Genomic DNA, 20,053 nt, shown 5'->3' with positions numbered 1-20,053 from the left:
TCCGACAAACAGCCCTCGCCTATGGGGAGCCAAAATCAGGCATCCAGCTACAATCTCCCCTCCTAAAGCGGGTGTCGGCCGTTCGAATCGGCCCGGGGGCACCATCGAACAATTGCTGGCTCAGAGCACGCTCTGAGCCGGCTTTTCTTTTCGCGTCGATCTTGCGTCCGGACATGCTCGAAAACAGCGGACGCTCCGAAAAACGGCGCCTTTACGAAAGAACGCGGGCCGATGCGGTCCGCGTTCTTTTCAACTGCCATATGGCCCGCCCGAGGCGGGATGCGCCCCCCTACTCCGTGCGCAGCGCCGTCACAGGGTCTTTCTTCGATGCCATGCGACTGGGAATGATGCCGCCGATCAGCGTCAGCAGCACCGATATCACGATAAGAACGACCGCCGCCACTGGAGGTACGGCCGCCATATGCTGCACGCCCGACAACTGCTCGATCACGACGTTCATCGGAATGGTCAGCAGCACCGTGATGCCGATGCCCAACACGCCGGCAATCAGGCCGATGATGAACGTCTCTGCATTGAAGACACGCGACACGTCGCCCTTCGATGCGCCGATGGCGCGCAGGATACCGATCTCCTTCGTGCGCTCCAGCACGCTGATATACGTGATGATGCCGATCATGATGGAGCTCACCACCAGCGAGATGCTCACGAACGCGATCAGCACAAGCGAAATCATATCGATGATGTCGGTCACGCTACCCATGAGGACTCCCATGTAATCGGTGTAGACGATGGCCTTGTCCTCTTCGCCCGCCGCCATCATCCGCTCGTTATAGCCGTCGATGCTCGCCAGCACGCGCTCTTTCGCCTCGAAATCGCTCGGGAAGATCTTGACCGCCTGCGGATCGTCTTCGTTCGCATAACCAAGCGTGACCAGGTTGTTGTCGTACGTAAGCTTGCCGGCGTTCGCATAATTCGTCATGAGCGAAGTCAGGTCTTCGGCGTCCATGTTGAACTGGATGGCATTGGCAAAAGCGGCGCCGTCGATCGTGAACGCATTCTGCATCCCCGCGGCCATCTGCTGCGAAATGCGCGGACCTATCTGCGATGCCATCTGAGCCATGGCCGACGAAAGGCCGCTTTGCAGCTGTCCCGAAACCGTCGTGCCTATCTGGCTCGCAACCTGACCCATCACGCTCTCGAACACGCCCTGCATGTACGGAGCAAGCTGACCTGACACGTATTCTTGGACCGCCTGCTGCAAACGCTCGGCAACAGAACCGCCCGCAACCTCGACGACACGATCGATCATAGCGCGCGCCTCAGGAGTGGCGGCATATTCGGAAAGCTTCGCCATGAGCTTTTGGGAGAACTCGGGGTCGGTCGGCGAAAGGCCGTCGCCGTTATGCGCCAACCACGCCATGAAGCCCTGCACGTAATCGGCGCTCAGCTTGGCAAGCTCCTCGAGCTGCGGAGCGTCGAGCACGGGGTCGTCTTGCATGTTCCCCAGGATGCCCGAAAAGTCAGGTGCGGGCGCCTGCGTCATCAGCGCGCTTATATCGATGTTCTTCACCGCGTCCGACACGTCGATATTCAACGCGCCGAAGTTCATGCCGCCAAAATCGATGCCCGACAAGTCGAGCGCCGCGCCCAGCTTGCTCTGGTCGAAGGAGAACGCGTTCGCGATCGCCGCCTCGTCCACCGTGAACAGACTTGCCAAGTCGACGCCCTCCTTAGCTTCCTCCTGCAACGTGTCGAACGACTTGCCCGTGAACACGTCGACCGAGGGATCGGCCAGTTGCTGCTGAACGATTTCGGAAGATGCGGCGCGATTCATCAGCTCGATCGAGAGGTCATGCGTGTAGGCGATACCCTGCGTCAACGCCGCCGATTTCGCGGCCGGATCGGGCTGTACCACGCCCACGACCTTGAGGTCGAGACCCTCTTCCACCCTTTCACGCATGAAATCGGCGTCATCGGACATGTCGGTCCAACCGCCCGTCTCCTCGTTCTTACGATACGAATCCGACGGGCTCAGCACCTTGAAGCGCACGTCGAGCGCGTCGTCGTAAGAGAATTCGACATCGTTTTCGGGCACCTCTATTTCACCCGTCGCATTCATCGTGCTTTCCACCATGGCATTCATTTCACCGGGATCGAGCACGCCGATGCTGTACAGCGTGTAGTCGCTGACCTTGCCGCTTTGCGACAGCACCAGCACGCATTCGTCAGCCGATTCGGCCCAGCGACCTGCGACGACGTTGTACTGCTCGTCAAGAAGCTCACGATTGTCGATCATCTCGTTGAACGCCGAAGCGCTCCCCATGCCCGCGCCCGCCATGGCTCCGCTCGAAGCGCCGCCCGACATGGCCATCGTCATCGAGTTCGGCGAAAGCGCGACGGCTCCGTCGGAGGTATCGGCGCGATACACCAGCGGCGTGATGCCGTAGTCGTATTGCACGGCGCTCACGTCGGACTGGATTCCATCGCCGCCTTCGTCGAGGAACCCCTTGAAGCTCTTCATGTCGTTCGACTTCACGCTTGCGAACATGTCTTGCAGCATGGTGAACACGCCGATCTGCTCGCCGGCGGGCGGGGCGGCTTCGTCGCTTTCGGCTTCTGAAGCGCCGCTAGTCGACGTTTCGGCTGGTCCGTCGCCTGTCATCATGCCCGACAAATCGTAGCTTTGCTTGGCGATCGTCAACGGATAGCTGGAAAGCGTGTCCTGCTCCACTTTGGCAATGTAGTCGTTCACGCCGGTCGAAAGCGAAAGAATCAAAGCAATGCCGATGATGCCGATCGACCCGGCGAATGCCGTCAAAAGGGTGCGGCCCTTCTTGGTCAGAAGATTGTTGAGCGAAAGCGAAAACGCCGTCGCCGGATTCATGGATGTGCGGCGCGCCTCCCCCGCCCGAAGGCGGGCAGCCTCGATTTCCGCAGCGCTAGGCACGTATGGGTCGGTGTCATCGACTACGAATCCGTCCTTGAAGCGCACGATGCGATCGGCGTAATCGGCCGCGAGCTCGGGATTGTGAGTGACCATGACCACAAGACGGTCTTTCGCCACGTTCTTCAAGATTTCCATGACCTGCACGCTGGTCTCGGAATCGAGCGCACCGGTGGGTTCGTCGGCAAGCACGATAGAAGGGTTGTTCACCAACGCACGTGCGATTGCGACGCGTTGCATCTGGCCACCGGACATCTGATTAGGCTTTTTATGCAGCTGATCGCCCAGCCCCACCTGTTCGAGCGCTGCGATGGCGCGGCTGCGACGCTCCGATTTCGAAACGCCGGAAAGCGTGAGCGCCAGCTCGACGTTGGAAAGAACGTCCTGATGGGGAATAAGATTGTAGCTCTGGAATACGAATCCGACGCTGTGGTTGCGATAAGAATCCCAATCGCGGTCTTTATATTCCTTGGTGGAAACGCCATCGATCACCAAATCGCCCGACGTGTAACGGTCAAGGCCGCCGACGATGTTGAGCATGGTGGTCTTGCCGCAGCCCGACTGGCCCAGGATGGCCACGAACTCGCCGTTGCGGAACTGCAGGCTCACGCCTTTGAGGGCATGCACCGTCGTATCGCCTGACACGTAATCTTTCTTGATGTTTTTCAGTTCGAGCATGCGGACCGACTTTCCTTGCGGCGGATAAGGCATCTCAAGCCATCATATTGTTAAGCAGATAAACTATATCGTAGCACTTCGGAAGGCGAACGCTCCGTTACCTTTCCGTTGCGGCGACGCGCCCAAACGGAAACAGCCCGGTCGAGCACAGGCTCGACCGGGCTGTTTGATTCACTTCTTTTGCCGTTCAGGAAACGGGGGCCTTCGCAATGAAGAGTTCAGTTCGAAGCCGTCGCTTTCCATCATGCGATATGAGACCGGCCGCCTTTACTCGGCGTAGCCGTTCGGATTCATCGACTGCCAACGCCACGAATCGGCGCACATGCGGTCGAGGTCGTATTCGGCCTTCCAGCCGAGCACCTCTTCGGCCTTGCGCGGATCGGCATAGTTCTCGGCGACATCGCCCGCGCGGCGCGGCTGGATATCGACCGGCAGCTCGCGGCCGCACGCGCGGCTGAACGCGGCCACCACGTCGAGCACGCTCGAACCCTTGCCCGTGCCGAGATTGACCACCTCGACGCCGTGCTTGTCGGCCATCCAATTCAAAGCCGCAACGTGGCCGCGCGCCAAGTCCACCACGTGGATGTAGTCGCGCACGCCAGTTCCGTCGGGCGTGTCGTAGTCGTTGCCGAACACGCGCACGGCGGGCAGCTTGCCGATGGCGACCTGGGCCACATACGGCACCAGATTGTTCGGAATGCCCTTGGGGTCTTCGCCGATCAGGCCGCTTTCATGAGCGCCGATCGGGTTGAAGTAGCGCAGCAGCACGATGTTCCACGCGGGGTCGGCCACGGAAAGGTCGGTCAGGATCTGCTCGATCATCCACTTCGTCCAGCCGTAGGGGTTGGTCGCGGGCTTCTTCGGAGCCGATTCGGACAGGGGCACGCTATCGGGCTCGCCGTACACGGTGGCCGAGCTGGAGAACACGATGTTCTTGCAGCCGCGCTCGCGCATGACGTCGCACAGCACAAGCGTGTTGACCAGGTTGTTGTGGTAATACTCGAGCGGTTTTTCGACGCTTTCGCCCACGGCCTTATAGCCGGCGAAGTGGATCACGCCGTAAATGTCGTGCGCGTCGAAAATGCGCTCGAGCGCCGCGCGGTCGAGCACGTTCTCCTTGTAGAACACGATGCTTTCGGCGGCATCGGCCGGAGCCTTGCCCTCCTTCGCCGCATCGGCCACGATCGAACGCACGCGATCGACGGCCTTCTCGCTCGAATTCGAAAGATCGTCCACCACCACGACGCCGTAGCCGGCCTGCAGAAGCTCGATGCAGGTATGGCTGCCGATGAATCCCGCGCCGCCGGTGACCAGGATGTTTTTCTTCTCTGACATGTACTTCCCTTCGCTTGCGTGCCTCAGGCCCGTTTAACGAGGTCAAGTATACGCCGCCGATACGGCTTGCGGCCATACGCGCATATTCTCCCCAGACTCTCGCAAGCCCGCGCGCGAACGGCCTAGCCCTGCGCGCCCTCCAGGCCGAGCACGAAGCGCTCGAGCCTGTCCAGGCCGGCTTCGATGGATTCCATGGAGCAGCAATACGACAGGCGCACGAACCCTTCGGCGGAAAAGCACGAGCCGGGAACCAGCGCCACGCCTTCCTCATCGATCAAGCGCAGGCAGAATTCTTCGGAAGGCATGCCGAATCGTTCGATCGAAGGAAACGCGTAGAAGGCGCCGGCAGGATGGACGCACGGAAGGCCCATGGCGTCAAGGCGGCGCAGCACGTAATCGCGGCGCTCGCGATACACCCCCCGGGCCGGCGCCACATCCTGCTCCAAGGCGCGTTCGGCGGCGCGCTGCACGAACGACGGCACCGACGACACCATGTATTGGTGGATCTTGGCCATCTGCGCCGCGATCGACGCGTCGGCAGCCACCCAGCCGAGCCTCCAGCCCGTCATGGCGTAGGGCTTCGAGAAGCTGTCGCACACGATGACGCGGTCGCGCAGGTCGGGATAGCGGCACGCGAAGCCGCGATACGGGAAATCGTCGTACACGAGGCTCGCGTACACGTCGTCGCAGATTACGAACACGTCGTGCTCGCACGCGAACCGCGCGACGGCGGCCAGGCTTTCCTCGTCGTAAGCGCAGCCGGTGGGGTTGTTGGGAGACGTGATAACGATGGCCTTGGTGCGCGGGCTCGCGACGGAGCGCAGCGCCTCGTCATCGATCTGGAATTCCGTCTTGCTCGTGTCGAGCGCCACGAACACGCCGCGGTTCAACGTGACGATCGATTCATACAGGCCGAATGCCGGCGTGGGCACGATCACCTCGTCGCCAGGGTTCATGACGCAGGTCAGCGCCACGAACAGCGCTTCGGTGGCGCCGCAGGTCACGATCACCTCGTCGGCGGAATACGAAAGGCCGCGGCGCGCCATGTGGGCCGAAAGGGTGTTCCTCAAGCCCTCCTTGCCGTTGTTAGGCGGGTAATGCGTATCGTTCGCCTCCAGCGAGACGCCCACTTCCCTTTTCACCTCGTCGGCGGTATTGCCGTCAGGTTCTCCGAGCGTCAGCAGCACGCACCCCGGCGTCTGCTTCGCCTTCGCCGTGATGCGGCGGATGCCCGAAAGCTGCAGGGAGTCGAGCGCGTCGTTCAGTTCGAGAGCCATGCGGCGCTCCTTTCGTGATGGGTGCTGCAGAATATGCAAAGCGCCGCAGGGATCCGCGGCGCTGTTCATGCGAAACGACCGATGCTATGCGCGGTCGGAAATGGCGACGTAATCACGCGCGCTGCCCGTTTTCTTGTAAGCGGGACGCATGATGCGCTTGCCCGAAACGATTTCCTCGAAGCGATGCGCGCTCCAGCCCGCCATGCGGGCGCAGGCGAAGATCGGCGTGAGCAGCTCGCGCGGAATGCCCAAGGCGCCGTAGACGCAGCCGCTGTACAGGTCGACGTTCGCGCAGATGTCTTTGCTCTTGCCCGCTTCGGCCAAAAGCACAGGGGCAAGGCGCTCGATGTTTTCGAGCAGGCGGAACTCGGCCTCGTATTCGGTGCCCTTCACCAGGCGCTCGGCGTACTTGTGGCACAGCTCGGCGCGCGGGTCGGACAGCGTATAGACCGCGTGTCCCATGCCGTAGATGAGTCCCGTGCGGTCGTAGGCCTCCTTCTTCACGATCTTGCGCAGGTAGTCCGCCACCTGGCCCTCGTCGGTTATGTCGGCCACATGCTGTTTGATATCGTCGGTCATCATGAGGGTGCGATTGTTCGCGCCGCCGTGGCGAGAGCCCTTAAGGCTGCCGATCGCGCCCGCATAGGCGGAATACGGGTCGGTATCGGCGCTGGTCAACGCGCGGCACACGAACGTGGAGTTGTTGCCGCCGCCATGCTCGGCATGCAGCATGAGCATGATGTCGAGCGTCTTGGCCTCGGTATCGGTGAACGAGCGGTCGGGACGCAGCATGGACAGAATGGTCTCGGCCGTGCTCTGGCCCTCGACGAAATGGTGGATGAACATCGAATCGCCGTGGAACTTGTCGCGCATGACGTGATACGCGAGCACCATGATGCGCGGCAGGCGCGACAGCAGCATGACGGAGGTGTCGATTTCATGCTCGGCGGAGCGGTCTTCGGCGTTCGGGTCGAAGGCGTAGAGCTGCAGCACCGAACGGGCCAGGCAGTTCATCACGTCGCGCGTCGGCGGCTTCATGATGTAGTTCGCCGTGAATCCGTCGGGCAGGTCGCGCTGTTCGTCGATCATCGAGCGAAACGTCGCGAGCTGCTCGGCGGTGGGAAGCTCGCCCGACATGAGCAGATAGGCGGTTTCCTCGAAACCGAAGCGGTCTTCGGCCACCACGTGATCCACCAGATCGTTGATGCTGTAGCCGCGATACGAAAGACGGCCGCGGTCGGCCACTTTGTCGCCTTCGGACACGACGTAGCCGTGCACGTTTGAAATATTGGTGACGCCTGCAAGCACGCCCGTGCCGTCGGCGTTGCGCAAGCCGCGCTTCACGTCGTATTTAGCGGAGTAATACTCGGGGTCGACCGCATGGATCGACGAGAAATCGCGGTACAGAGGCAGGGTGTCTTTCATGGCGTTCCTTTCATGCATGAATCCCTTCAAGGCATAGAGCGCATGCGGGCGGCAGACGGCAGGATGCGCCCGCCAAATCGGCGCATCGCCCCGGCGCGCACCGGCCCTCCGAGGAAGGCGTGCGCGGCGCGGCTCGCATATCGCAATGCACTATAGTATGCGAAAGTGCCGCGCCTGATAAGCAGATGCGGCACTTAATTGGAAGTTGTTACCACGCGGTTGTGCTACGACAGACGGTGAATGAACAGCCCGCTGCGCAACTTCGGCTCGAACCAAGTCGACTTAGGCGGCATGAGCATGCCGGCGTCCGCCACGGCCAAAAGCTCGCCGATCGCCGTCGGATACAGCGCGAATGCGACAGCCGGGCCGCGCTCGGCCATCTCTTCGGCCGACTTCGCCGCGTCGAGCATCCTCACGCGACGCTCGAGCTCGCCCAGGCCGCGGATGCCGCCGACGAATTCGATGCGCTCGTTCGTGCGCGGGTCCTTGATGTCGAGCATGGGATCGAGCACCAGGTTCTGCAGCAGCGACGCGTCCAGGCCGTCGACCGGGTGGTCGTTTTCGAACTCGGAGCGCACGCCCAGCCCGTACCACTTCCCCTGCAGGTACATCGCCGCCGCGCCCTTGTCGATAGGCTCGAGCGGCGTATCCTGCGCGTGCAGGATCTCGTAGCGTTTGCCCAGTTCGACCATGAATTCGTCCACGGATGCGCCGTTCAGGTCGTGCGCCACGCGGTTATACGGAAGAATGGCCAGCTGGCTTGCGGGGAAAAGCACCGAGAGGAAGAAGTTGAACTCTTCGTCGCCCGTGTAATCGGGATGCTCCTCGCGGCGCTTCAGGCCCACCTTGACCGCGGAGGCGGCGCGATGGTGCCCGTCGGCGATATAGGCGCACGGAACGGCGGCGAAGGCCGCGGCAAGCGCCTCCACCTCGTCAGCCGCGTCGATGATCCACGCACGATGGACGATGCCGTCTTCGGACGTGAAATCGTACAGCGGCTCGCGCGAACGGGCCTGGCCGACCAGCGCATCGACGGCCGCGTCGTCGCGATACGTCAGGAAAATCGGACCCGTCTGGGCGTCGAGGGCGTCGATATGGCGAATGCGGTCCCGCTCCTTTTTCTCGAGCGTGTTCTCGTGCTTCTTGACCGCGCCGTCGAGATAGTCGTCTACAGCGCAGCAGGCCACGATGCCCACCTGGCTTCGGCCGTCCATCACCAGCTCGTACAGATAGAAGCACGGCGCGTCGTCGGACACGAAGGTCCCGTCTGCGACGCGCGCGTCGAGAAGCTCGCGGCCTTTCTCGTACACGGCGTCGGCATACATGTCAGCATCGGGCGCGAACTGGGTTTCCGGGCGGTCGATGTTCAAAAACGACAGCGGCTTGCCTTCGACGGCAGCCGCCGCCTCGGCGCGGTCGTACACGTCGTACGGAAGGGCCGCCACCTGGGAGGCCGCATCCGCCCGAGGACGGACGGCTTTAAAAGGACGGATGAACATAGGAATCCTTTCGCAACGAGAGGCGTTCTGGAGGAAAAGGCGGCATCGCACGAGGCGGCGCCGCGCGGGCGATGCCATCCCGCTTCGCACGCGCCGAAAGCCCCGCGAAACCCGTTTCGACACGCAAGCGAAGCGGGCTCAGGCGGATGCGCGACGGCCGAGCGAGCCGGTCTGAAACCTGGCTCGGCGCGCCTAATTCACCTTATGGACGGTCACGCCGCGCTCGAGATAGTCCATGACCGATCGGGCGGCCATCTTGGCGCAGTTGTCTTCGGCCTCTTTGGTGGATGCGCCCAAATGCGGCATCACGATCGCGCGCGGCATGGCCGCCACGGCAGGATTGGCGAAGTCTGTCACGTAGCGCGCGACCTTGCCCGCTTCGAGAGCGGCGGCCATGGCGGCATCGTCGACCAGCGTGTCGCGCGAGAAGTTCAGGAACACCACGCCGTCTTTCATCTTCTCGATGGCCTCGGCGTTCACCATGCCGATCGTATTCAGCGCGGGAACATGGATGGTCACGTAATCGCAGGCAGGATACAGATCGGACAGATCGGTCACAAACGTCATGTCGGCGGAAATGGAGGCGGCGCGATCGGCGTCGACGAACGGGTCGTAGCCGACGACCTTCATGCCCAGCGCTTCGGCTGCAGCGACGACCTTCGCGCCGATGGCGCCCAGACCGATGACACCCAGCGTCTTGCCGAAGATCTCGCCGCCGGCGAAGGCCTTCTTCGCCTTCTCGGCCGCCTTGCCGACGTTCTCGTCGGCAGCGTTTTCCTGCACCCACGCGATGCCTCCCACGATGTCGCGCGCGGCGAGAAGCATGCCCGCAAGCACGAGCTCCTTGACCGCGTTGGCGTTAGCGCCCGGCGTGTTGAACACGGCGATGCCTGCGTCGGCGCACTTCTGCAGCGGAATATTGTTCACGCCGGCGCCTGCGCGCGCGATGACCTTCAGGTTGGCGGGAAGCTCCATCTCGTGCATATCGGCGCTGCGCACGAGCACGGCATCGGCCTGGGCGATGTCGTCGACCAGTTCGTATTCGTCGGTGAAAACGGCAAGGCCCTCGGTCGAAATATTGTTCAAGCAATGCACCTTATACATGCTGTCTATCCCTTCTTTTGAAACAAGGCGGATTTCTCAAAGAGAAACATCGAAGTGAAAAAGCCCGTGTTTCACGTGAAACACGGGCTTCGTCCCGTTTACGAATTCTGCTCTTCGAACTTCTTCATGAAAGCGACGAGCGCCTCGACGCCCTCGCGCGGCATGGCGTTATAAATGCTCGCCCTCATGCCGCCCACGCTCCTGTGGCCCTTGATGCTTTCGATGCCCGCGGCCTTCGCCTCGGCGACGAACTTCGCATCGAGGTCGGCATCGCCCGTCACGAACGGAACGTTCATGATCGAACGGTCTTCCTTGCGAGCCGTGGCCTTGAACAGCGCGCTCTGGTCGAGGAAATCGTAGAGCAGCTGCGCCTTTTCCACGTTGCGCTGCTTCATGGCCTCCAGGCCGCCCTGGGCCTTGAGCCACTTGAACACGAGGCCGCAAATGTAGATGCCGTAGCACGGAGGCGTGTTGTAGAGGCTCTTGGCATCGGCATGCGTCTTGTACTGCAGCATGGTGGGAACACCCGGAAGCGTCTCTTCGGGAATGAGGTCTTCGCGGATGATGACGATGCACACGCCTGCGGGACCGACGTTTTTCTGCACGCCGCCGTAAATGACGCCGTAACGTTCGACATCGATCGGCTCGGACAAGAAGCACGAGGACACGTCGGCCACGAGCGGCTTGCCCTTGGTGTCGGGAAGCTCGTGGTACACGGTGCCGTAGATCGTTTCGTTCTGGCAGATGTAGACGTAGTCGGCGTCGTCGGAAACTTCGAGCGCCTTCACATCGGGGACATAGCTGAAGTTCTCGTTTTCGGAGCTGCCGATCATGCGGGCGTCGCCGAAGATCTTCGCCTCTTTCCAGGCCTTCTTCGACCACGAGCCGCTGACGACGTAATCGGCCACGCCCGTCTTCATCAGGTTCATGGGAATCATGGCGAACTGGGTCGAAGCGCCGCCCTGCAGGAAGAGCACGCGATAGTTGTCGGGAATGTTCATCAGGTCGCGCAGATCCTGCTCGGCCTCGGTGATGATCGTGTCGAACATCTTAGAGCGATGGCTCATCTCCATGACTGACATGCCGCAGCCCTTGTAGTCGAGCATTTCTTCAGCAGCTTCGCGCAGAACTTCTTCGGGCAGCACCGCAGGTCCTGCCGAAAAGTTGTAAACCCTGCCCATGTCGATGACCTCCTTCGCCGGTCTCAATCATTCGAATCTTTCACGCGGCGCGAAAGCGCGGCGCATCGGATTATTGTAAAGAGAACGGACCGGCCGGCGCACAGGCGGCCGGCGGCGTTGCGAAACCTTACGCGAGCGGCAATTTAGAGGCCCTGTAAACGCGCGTCGCCACAGAAGGAACACGCCGAACGCGGCCGCGGCGGACGAAGGCGTAAAAAAGGCAAGGGAACGCTCCCCCGCCTTTGCGATGATTCGAGAATCTACATGCCGAGAATCTGCATGACCAGAAGGGCCACGGTGAGAACCGTGACGATGGCGACCGTCGCCCAGATGATCGCCTTGCCCGCCCATGTGCTGACATGCTTGCCCATGATGCGCTTGTCGGCGGCGATGAGGGCCATGAACACCAGCAGGACCGGCAAGATGACGCCGTTGATGAACTGCGCGGTGAGCATGATGCCCATGAGGTCCAGGTTCGGAATGAGCACCACCACGGCGGAGAACACGATGACCGACGTGAAGATGCCCTTGAACATAGGGGCTTCCTTCCACGTGAAGTCGACGCCTGCCTCCCAGCCGAAGGCCTCGCAGATGACGAACGACGTGGTCAGCGGCAGCACGCATGCGGCCAAAAAGCTTGCCGCGGTCAGGCCCGCCGCGAACAGGATCTGGGCGTATTCACCCGCGAACGGCGCCAGCGCATTGGCGGCGGCCGCAGCCGAATCGACCGCGACGCCTTGCGGATACAGGACCGCGCCCGTGGTGATGATGATGAACCACGCCACGATGCAGGCCACGATGGTTCCGGTGGTCACGTCCACCTTCTGCAGCATCATTTCCTGCGGATCGTCGGTGACGCCCTTGTCCACCACGTTGCTCTGGGTGAAAAACATCATCCACGGGGCGATCGTGGTGCCGATCATGGCGATCACGAGCGATACGAAATGCGGGTCGGCCGGAACTTGCGGAACAACCGTGGCATAAGCCACATCGCCCCAGTTCGGGCCCGCGAGAAACGCCGCGACCACATAGGTGACGAACACGAGCGAAACCGCCAAGAACACCTTCTCGACGCTTTTATAGCTGCCCTTCACCACGAGTAGCCACACCACAAGCGCCGCCACGGGCACGCTCGCCATGCGCGGGATGCCGAAAAGCTCCATGCCGCTCGCGATGCCTGCGAATTCGCTGAATGTGGTGGCGACGTTGCCGATCAGCAACGCGCCCATGGCGAGCGCGGTAAGGCGGATGCCGAAACGCTCGCGGATGAGGGCGGCGAAGCCCTTGCCCGTCACAGCGCCCATGCGTGCGGCCGTCAGCTGGACCACCAGCAGCAAGACGCACATGACCGGGATCACCCACAGCGCGGCGAACCCGAAATCGGCGCCCGCGGTGGAATAGGTGGATATGCCGCCGGCGTCGTTGCCGGCCATGGCGCTGACCACGCCGGGGCCCATGGCCCCGAGAATCAGGAGCGCCGTGGCGCGCTTCTTCTTCGTTTCGGCATCGGCCCCGCTTTCGGCGGAAACATCCTGGGCCACCTCGAGAGCGCTCTTGTCGCCTTCGCGGACGGCCTGCATGACCTCGTCGTACGAGGCTCCTTTTTTCACAGCGGCCATCAGCCCACCTCCATGATGCGCATGATCACGGCCGTGTACAGCGCCAAGAACATGACGCCGCCGCACACCGCAAGCGCCACTTTCATCCACAGGTTCGTGGTCTTTTCGGTCTCGGTGCTTTCTTCGATGACGTCGAGCGCGTCGTCGACCGTGACCAAGCCGAGCATATGTCCGCTTTCGTCAACGACGGGCAGCGCCACCATGTCGTACTTCGAGATGTCGGAGGCCACTTCCTCTTCGTCTTCGTCAGGCGAAACGGTAATCACGTCGGTGAACATGACGTCGCCGAGGCGGGTTTCGTTATGCGCGAGCACCAGCGTACGCATGGACATGACGCCGACGAGCTTCTCGCTGTCTTCCTCCAGAACGTAGACGAAATGGACGGTCGGGAAATCCTCATCCAGCGCGCGCAGCGTTTCGATGGCATCCCCCACCGTGTCGTCTTCGCTCAGCGCGACGAACTGCGTGGTCATCATGCCGCCCGCGGTGTCGTCGCGGTAGCCCAGCAAGCGCCTGATCTCCGCCGCGTCTTCGACGCCCATCAGGCGAAGCAGGGTTTCGGCCTTTTCATACGGAAGGTCGCGGATGATGTCGGCCGCATCGTCGGGATCCATCTGGCGAAGCAGGCCCGACGCTTCGCGGTCGGTCATGTCGTCGAGGGTTTCCGCCTGGAACTCGTCTTCCAGCTCGGCGATGATTTCCGCCGAACGCGTGTCATCGATATGCTTGAACACCTCGGCGCGCTGCTTCGGGTCGAGCTGCTCCAGAATGTCGGCGACGTCGGCGGGGTGCAGCTCCTCGAGGCGCTTGTGCGTGACGGAAAGCTTCACCTTCGACAGGTCGCGATCGAGCAGGTCCATGTAATTCCAGGCGATGATCTTCTCTTCGACCTTCTTGCCGAAAAGCTTCGCGCCGGAAACCACGGCCTTCTCAAGCAGCGGGTGCAGGCCGCGCAGAATGCCGCGCACACCCACCTCGGCACCCAGAAGGCGCAGCTGCGAACCGGAAGGCGACAGCTTGAGGTCGTTAACGCGCACGACTTTCAGGCCCTGCGTATCGACGATCTGCTGATCGAGCAGATCGCGCGCCAAAAGGACCTCGGTGGGCTGCAGATAGCTGAATCGGATGTTGTACGACTCGGTATTGAGCGTGACTTCGTCTTCGCTAAAGTCTTCGACGTACTTGCGCCAGCTGATCATGAACGGCGTGCGTCCGGGACCGCGGAATGCAAGCGAGGTGATGCGGGGGAACACTTCTCCCGTAGAAATGGCGAGGTCGGAGACCGTACCGAGTTTTTCGCCCGTGGAATCATACACAGGGCGACCAAGCATGTTAGTCAGATAGAACATAAATCCCCTTCATGTACGACAAGCCTTGTCGCGCACGAGGGGCGAGAGCAAGGCTACATCAGGTGAATGTTGTGTTTTCGAACCTTCAAATCGAACCTTTTCTCCCTGTAAATAAAAAAAGGCGCTTACGCGCCGCAACTGCTTCCTTCATGAAAAAGAATGGTGCGCCGTGAGGGATTCGAACCCCCGACGTACTGATTCGTAGTCAGTCCCTCTATCCAGCTGAGGTAACGGCGCATTTCAAAGCAGCTCGTTCATAATAGCAGCCAGTCCAAAACATGTCAAAGACTTTTTCCGCCAATTTTTAAAAATTATCGGCAACGAAGGCGACAGAGAACGCTTCAGGAGCCGCGTCGTCCGAAGCAGCCCCGCAGAGCGTTCCCCTCGCGAAGCGGCCCTGCAAGGGCGCATGTCGGGAACAGGATCGGCGCCGGGATTTTCCGCTGCCGACCCGCGGCGCCAAAAGCAACGAGGGCGCATGCCCCGTCCGCTCCGCCCGTTTTCGTCGGCTCTTCCTCGATCCCGCTCAGAAGCGAGGACGCCTGGACTAGGCTCCAGACATAAAAAAACCGCCTCGGAAGGCGGTCAGATTTCAAATGGTGCGCCGTGAGGGATTCGAACCCCCGACGTACTGATTCGTAGTCAGTCCCTCTATCCAGCTGAGGTAACGGCGCATTTCAGAGTGCTCATTTATAATATCTCGCAGCAGGTGCGTTGTCAAACACTAATTTCATTTTTTTTCATTTTTTGTTCGGTATATTCCAAATGAAGCATGTTCCAAACGAAGCGAAGAAGGGAGCCCGCCCGTGTCCGATAATCGAACCAGCTCCATCATCGAAGAAAAAACCCTGGTCAGGCGCTATATCCGCGCCAAAAGGAACGCCCTTTCCCATCAGGAGCGCGCTGCGAAGTCACACGCGCTATGCACCAAGCTCGCAGGACTGCTCGGCATCGGCGCGGCGGCGGAAAGCGCCGAAAACAGCGCGGCGCGCGTCATCGCGCACGATCGCGCCCTCGACATGCCGGCCTTGCGCGAAGGCGGCACGGTGGCCCTTTACGCCGCGTTCGAAGACGAAGCGAACCTGGACGAGCTGATCGGCCTTTGCCACCGCAACGGAATGAACGTCGCCCTTCCCTGCATGAACCCGAAAGGCAGCAGCAGGCCGATGGAAATGCGCACGATTGCGCATGACGCCTGGCAAGCGGGCGAAGTCCCCTTCGTGAGCAATCCGCTGCTCCGCATGAAGCCCGACGACGAGGCGCTCGCGGCCTTCCCCGCAGTCGACCCCTCGGCGATCGACGCCATGATCGTTCCCCTTGTCGCCTTCGACGAAAAACGCAGGCGCCTCGGCTACGGAGGAGGCAACTACGACGCCTACCTTTCGCTCGTATCCCCCGCATGCCGCGTCATAGGCGTCGCCTTCGAAGAACAGCGCGTCGACCGCGTTCCCACGGAAGAGCACGACCTGCCGCTTCCCTGCATCGTGTTCGCATAACAAGCCATGGCGTCGAAGTCGACGAAATCTTGACCGACGGCGCTTTTCCGGCCCGGCAACAGAAAGAGGAAAAAGACGGGGAATGCGCCGACGGGCATTCCTGCTATCCGAAAAGGACGGCGAGAGGAACCAGGACGGCCCCGCGCCAAGGCTCGTGAAAACAGCCTAGTTCGGAAAGAGTCGACGGAAAGTCGACCGACCGCCATTCAGCGACGGTTGAAAAAGAAAAGGCCACCGGGTAAGAAGCGCCCAATGGCCTGAAATTACGTATGGAGCGGGTGACGGGGTTCGAACCCGCGAATGAAAGCTTGGGAAGCTTTTGCCTTACCACTTGGCCACACCCGCACAAAAACGTTGAACAGTATAGCGCTTTTCCTTCGCTGCGATCGGGAAAAGCGCTATACGGACGGAAGCTATTTCGCAGCTCCGATGCGGCAGATCGTAGTGCCGCAATCGGGGCACTTGCCCTTGGTGATCGGCTTGCCGTTCTTGGTCGTGCCCTCGACGGGATCCTGCATGACCTTCTTAGCCTTGCATTTCACGCAGTATGCCTCGATCGCCATTGTTACCTCCAAACTTCAGGCGGGGAACCCCCGGAGAGACGGGCCGTCTGAGCAGCCCTCATACGAATCCTATGATAGCGCACTTGCAAGACGCCCACGAGAAACCCTTATTCGGCGACGGTGTTCATAAAAAAGGCCGCGCATATTCACGCGGCCTTTTCGTTGCTAGATGTTCTTCAGCAGCTCGATGACCATATCGGCGCTGCGATCGAGCGCATCGAGATCGATGTTCTCGATGATGTCGTCGGCCTCGCCATAGCGGGCCGGCTTGTTGCCGTCCATGCCGACCAGCGTCATGGCCTGCATGCGATGCTTCTGCGCGTAGCTCGCGGCGCTCTCGCGCCAGTCGATCCTGTTCGCCAGAATGCTGATGCCCGACGCCTGGGACGCCTTACGGATGAATCGCTTCATGCGAGGCGAGCACGACGCCTGCCTGAGCTCGCCTTCCTTCTCGAGGTAGGAAAGCGTGCCTGCGCCGAGCGACTCCAGGTTCACGATCACGGCGCCGCGCATGTCGGAAGCATGCTCGGCCAAAAACGCCTTGATGCCGCCGTTGCCGGCAAGCTCGGAACCGAGAGCGACGAACCACACCTCGGTGTTGATATCGCCCGCCGCAAAGGAGTAGATTTGCTGGACGTCCTCTTCGTAGGGGTCGTCCTCGGACACGGGCTTTTCGCCCTTCGCTTCGGCCGCGGCATTGGCCGCCGCCAGAGCGGCCGCGAAGGCGTCGTGGGAAACGGCGGGAGCGCTCAGGCGGGAATGGCCCTCGCGGAACTCGCCTTCGCCCTCTTCGTCTTCCCTACGCGGCATGCGCGCCTTGATGCCGTCGAAGGCGCCGCCCTGCCAGTCGTCTTCCTCGTTACGGAAGCTCTCCCAGCTGCCGCGGGCCTTGCCTGCGGTGCGGGCGTCGAAATCTTCATCGACGTCGAGCCATTCGTGAGCGCTCTGCTCCTCTTCTTTCTTCTTCTTGCGGCGGAACTTGCCGAAGAAGCGGCCGACGCGAGACTGGGGCATTTCCACGTAGCCGGGACCGGCGAAGGCGCCCGTCTCCGTGAACTCCTCCTCGAACACCGAGTCGTCGGCGTCGTCGACGTACACCTCTTCAGGGTCGACGTTCTCGATCAGCTCGTCGCCCACGGGCGCGACGCCTGCAGCGCCGACCGGGGCGAACGAACCCGTCAGGCTGACGCTCGTGTTCTGGGACTGCGCCGCGTCGACGCGTGCGAACGAACCGGTTGCGCCGGACGGGCCTTCGATGGAAGGCAGGCTGATGGCCAGAAGGTCTTTGGCCGCCTCTTCGCCCTTCGACTCGGCCGCGCTTGCCAAGGGAGCGCGCTGGCGAAGCTCGTCGAAAGAAACGGGCTTCGGATCGGCCGCCATGGCGGGCAGCGTGATGCTCGGAAGGTCGACCACGGGAACGCGGGCCTCGATGATGCGGTCGGCCTGCTTCGGAGCCGGCACGACGGGCGCAGGCTGCACCGCAGCGGGCTGGACCGGCAGAACCGCCGTCGAAGCGGCGTCGACGGCCGGTTCGGAAACGGGCTGCACGGGCTCGGAGACGACGCCCTCCACGGGAATCGAAGTCACCTCGGCGGACGACGCCACGGGGGCGGCCTCCTCGACGGCGACCGTCATGTCCTTGACCTCTTCGTCCGTCAGCGTGACCACGGAGCGCTCCTTGCGGGCGCGGTCCATCATTTCCTGAGAGCGGTCTTCGGGCTCTTTGTAATACATCATCTGCGGCGACACGGGCACGGTGGCGTCGGCCGGAAGCGAAGCGGCCTCGACCGGCTGGGCCTGTTCGACCTGCTGTGCAGGCTCTGCGGCGACGGACTCAGCCGCAGGCACAGGCTCGGCCGCAGGTGCAGGCACAGGCTCGGCCGCAGGTGCAGAAACGTCGGCTTCGACCGCTTCGACGGGCGCGCAAGACGCCTCGGTCGCGGCGACACGCAACGCATCGAGGTCGAGCGAACCGGCGTCCGACACCGCGGGCATGGCCGTGGTGGCTCCGGCCTCGAAGGCCTCGGCAGGCGCGGTTTCGGCCTGCGGCGCGGCAGGCTCTGCGCCTTCAGTCTGAACAGGCTCTACGTCGGCCTGGGCAGAAGCCTCAGGCGTCTCGGACGCAGCCTGGGCTTCGCCCTGGGTTTCGCTCTGGACCTCCTGGTCGGCGGCGGGAGCCTCTTCCTCGACGGTTTCAGAAACGGCCTCCGCCTCGACGGCGGTCAGATCGTCTTCATAAGGAACCTGCTCGACGGAGCCGGGAATCTCCTGGATTTCAATCGGCTCCTCTTCGGGCATGGTCTCTTCCTCGACGATGCGTCGCTCATCGGGGAAATCGGCATAACGGGAACGATAGGAAGATTCGCTCTTGCCCAGAAGAGGCTCGCTCTTGCGGGCCTTCTCGGTGGCCTTGAGGTACCACTCGGGCACGGTGGGCGCGGGCTTGGCTTTCGCGGCCTCGGCTGCCAGGCGCATTTCCTCCTCGATGCGGGCGCGCTCGGCGGCTTCGGCCTCGGCGGCCAGGCGCTCGGCCTCCTCCTGCTCGCGGCGCGCGGCTTCGGCGGCCTCGGCGGCTTCATGCAGCTCGGCGGCCTTCGCGGCGGCGGCGGCAAGCGTTTCGATCGGGGCGCTGGTCAGAGCGCTGCGCGTTTCCTTGCGGGCGCGGCTGAGGTCTTCTTCGGAAGGATCGTCCGACAGGTATTCGTCCCTCGACGGGCCTTCAGCGCCGCCATGCTCATAAGAAAGAGATGCGCCGTCGGGAACGACACCCGCGGCGCGCGCCGTTTCTTCATCATGCATGACACCTTCGGCGAGCGGCTCGCCTTCGGCCTCGCCGTTTCCGATGCGGCGGGCCACCTCGAGCATCACGGCGATGCCCGATGCGTTGGAATTGGCGCCCTCGTTGTATGCGGACGCCTTCTCGAGCGCGATGAACGCGGCGGGGACGCCCACCGCGACCAACAGCACGACGGCGATGACCAGGCACGCCGTGGCGCCGACGCCCTCGCCCGCGAACGCGAACTGGCGAATGAGCAGCACGATGGGCAGCAGGCACATGGAGGCAAGCGCCGCATACTGCATGGGACGCCTGATAGAGGGAAGGAACCCTGCCAGGTCGTGGCGGACCTTGCCGCTGTCGTAATTGGCCACCAAGATGACCTTGCGCCTACGGGCGCCCGCGCCGTCGGGATCGTGGGCGGGCTCGTATTTCGCCACGACGTTCTGGCTCACGCCCTTCATGAAGAGCTGGGACAGAACGGGCTTGTCGAAGCTTTCGGCCACGAACACGGCCGCGGAAAGAACCGACGCCACGACGGCGGGAATGGCGGCAACGGGGAGGAACAGACCCAGCAGCACCGCGACGATCGTCACGATATAGCAGATAAGCTTGGGCATATCCGCATTCGAACTGCAGGTGAAATCCTCGATGTTCACCGGGAGGCGCGTTTCCTTCTGGAAACGCTCGGTTATATAAAGAGCCGCCTGCTGCTCCTCTTCGGTACCCGCGGGGCGGGGGCCGATCTCTTGGGAGAGATAGGCGATATGGTCGATAGGTTTGCTCATACGGGCCTTCTTAATCTTCCTAGCCACATGGATAAGGGCATATTCGTCTGAAGTATAT

12 protein-coding genes and 3 tRNA genes are annotated in these 20,053 nt (G+C 62.0%); 1 reads left to right on the top strand and 14 read right to left on the bottom strand.

Annotated elements, in window-relative coordinates; translation table 11 throughout:
* Positions 1-289: 289 nt before the first annotated feature.
* The 11 genes from DMP07_RS08265 to DMP07_RS08215 form a co-directional block, all read right to left on the bottom strand.
* The gene (locus DMP07_RS08265) at positions 290-3,583 is read right to left on the bottom strand and encodes an ABC transporter ATP-binding protein/permease (RefSeq protein WP_123198671.1); all 3,294 of its coding nucleotides are present in this window, start codon (positions 3,581-3,583) and stop codon (positions 290-292) included.
* A gap of 267 nt (positions 3,584-3,850) precedes the next feature.
* Positions 3,851-4,918: a UDP-glucose 4-epimerase GalE gene (gene galE, locus DMP07_RS08260; RefSeq protein WP_123198670.1), complete on the bottom strand. Its 1,068-nt coding sequence runs from the start codon at positions 4,916-4,918 to the stop codon at positions 3,851-3,853.
* Positions 4,919-5,040: 122 nt separating this feature from the next.
* A complete protein-coding gene (locus tag DMP07_RS08255; RefSeq protein WP_123198669.1) occupies positions 5,041-6,195 on the bottom strand; it encodes a pyridoxal phosphate-dependent aminotransferase in 1,155 nt (384 codons plus the stop codon).
* 84 nt (positions 6,196-6,279) lie between these two features.
* Positions 6,280-7,620 (bottom strand): citrate/2-methylcitrate synthase, encoded by a 1,341-nt coding sequence (locus tag DMP07_RS08250; RefSeq protein WP_211324552.1) that lies wholly within the window; start codon positions 7,618-7,620, stop codon positions 6,280-6,282.
* Between the two features lie 224 nt (positions 7,621-7,844).
* Entirely contained in the window at positions 7,845-9,119 is a 1,275-nt protein-coding gene (locus DMP07_RS08245; RefSeq protein ID WP_123198667.1) for a DUF1015 domain-containing protein, read from the bottom strand.
* 192 nt (positions 9,120-9,311) lie between these two features.
* Positions 9,312-10,214, bottom strand: coding sequence for a 3-phosphoglycerate dehydrogenase (locus DMP07_RS08240; RefSeq protein ID WP_244594957.1), 903 nt, complete (start codon positions 10,212-10,214; stop codon positions 9,312-9,314).
* Between the two features lie 107 nt (positions 10,215-10,321).
* Complete coding sequence (gene serC / locus DMP07_RS08235) at positions 10,322-11,404, bottom strand: 3-phosphoserine/phosphohydroxythreonine transaminase (RefSeq protein ID WP_123198665.1); 1,083 nt, start codon at positions 11,402-11,404, stop codon at positions 10,322-10,324.
* 260 nt (positions 11,405-11,664) lie between these two features.
* A complete protein-coding gene (locus DMP07_RS08230) occupies positions 11,665-13,023 on the bottom strand; it encodes an Nramp family divalent metal transporter (protein ID WP_123198664.1) in 1,359 nt (452 codons plus the stop codon).
* Positions 13,023-14,372 (bottom strand): magnesium transporter MgtE N-terminal domain-containing protein, encoded by a 1,350-nt coding sequence (locus DMP07_RS08225; protein ID WP_123198663.1) that lies wholly within the window; start codon positions 14,370-14,372, stop codon positions 13,023-13,025. Before DMP07_RS08225 ends, DMP07_RS08230 begins: the two co-directional genes overlap by 1 nt.
* Positions 14,373-14,532: 160 nt before the next feature.
* Positions 14,533-14,609 (bottom strand) — tRNA-Arg (locus DMP07_RS08220).
* Positions 14,610-14,969: 360 nt separating this feature from the next.
* Positions 14,970-15,046 (bottom strand) — tRNA-Arg (locus tag DMP07_RS08215).
* A gap of 132 nt (positions 15,047-15,178) precedes the next feature.
* Here DMP07_RS08215 and DMP07_RS08210 point away from each other — a divergent pair.
* Positions 15,179-15,868 (top strand): 5-formyltetrahydrofolate cyclo-ligase, encoded by a 690-nt coding sequence (locus DMP07_RS08210; protein WP_161957062.1) that lies wholly within the window; start codon positions 15,179-15,181, stop codon positions 15,866-15,868.
* Between the two features lie 270 nt (positions 15,869-16,138).
* Here DMP07_RS08210 and DMP07_RS08205 read toward each other — a convergent pair.
* The 3 genes from DMP07_RS08205 to DMP07_RS08775 form a co-directional block, all read right to left on the bottom strand.
* A tRNA-Gly gene (locus DMP07_RS08205) sits at positions 16,139-16,213 on the bottom strand.
* Between the two features lie 68 nt (positions 16,214-16,281).
* Complete coding sequence (locus DMP07_RS08815; RefSeq protein WP_009139803.1) at positions 16,282-16,431, bottom strand: DUF5679 domain-containing protein; 150 nt, start codon at positions 16,429-16,431, stop codon at positions 16,282-16,284.
* A 165-nt stretch (positions 16,432-16,596) separates the two neighbouring features.
* Positions 16,597-19,995 carry a hypothetical protein gene (locus DMP07_RS08775; RefSeq protein ID WP_161957061.1) on the bottom strand — a complete coding sequence of 1,133 codons (3,399 nt, stop codon included), beginning with the start codon at positions 19,993-19,995 and terminating at the stop codon, positions 16,597-16,599.
* Between the last annotated feature and the right edge of the window lie 58 nt (positions 19,996-20,053).

Source organism: Slackia faecicanis (genome assembly GCF_003725295.1).
GTDB lineage: Bacteria > Actinomycetota > Coriobacteriia > Coriobacteriales > Eggerthellaceae > Slackia > Slackia faecicanis.
This window is presented reverse-complemented; position numbering and strand designations above follow the sequence as displayed.

What these genes read in the sequence shown, in the direction of transcription:
- DMP07_RS08245 (WP_123198667.1), bottom strand. Translation starts at nt 9,119, where the DNA reads ATGTTCATCCGTCCTTTTAAAGCCGTCCGTCCTCGGGCGGATGCGGCC.
- DMP07_RS08250 (WP_211324552.1), bottom strand. Translation starts at nt 7,620, where the DNA reads ATGAAAGACACCCTGCCTCTGTACCGCGATTTCTCGTCGATCCATGCG.
- serC (WP_123198665.1), bottom strand. Translation starts at nt 11,404, where the DNA reads ATGGGCAGGGTTTACAACTTTTCGGCAGGACCTGCGGTGCTGCCCGAA.
- DMP07_RS08225 (WP_123198663.1), bottom strand. Translation starts at nt 14,372, where the DNA reads ATGTTCTATCTGACTAACATGCTTGGTCGCCCTGTGTATGATTCCACG.
- DMP07_RS08230 (WP_123198664.1), bottom strand. Translation starts at nt 13,023, where the DNA reads ATGGCCGCTGTGAAAAAAGGAGCCTCGTACGACGAGGTCATGCAGGCC.
- DMP07_RS08265 (WP_123198671.1), bottom strand. Translation starts at nt 3,583, where the DNA reads ATGCTCGAACTGAAAAACATCAAGAAAGATTACGTGTCAGGCGATACG.
- DMP07_RS08815 (WP_009139803.1), bottom strand. Translation starts at nt 16,431, where the DNA reads ATGGCGATCGAGGCATACTGCGTGAAATGCAAGGCTAAGAAGGTCATG.
- DMP07_RS08255 (WP_123198669.1), bottom strand. Translation starts at nt 6,195, where the DNA reads ATGGCTCTCGAACTGAACGACGCGCTCGACTCCCTGCAGCTTTCGGGC.
- DMP07_RS08775 (WP_161957061.1), bottom strand. Translation starts at nt 19,995, where the DNA reads ATGAGCAAACCTATCGACCATATCGCCTATCTCTCCCAAGAGATCGGC.
- galE (WP_123198670.1), bottom strand. Translation starts at nt 4,918, where the DNA reads ATGTCAGAGAAGAAAAACATCCTGGTCACCGGCGGCGCGGGATTCATC.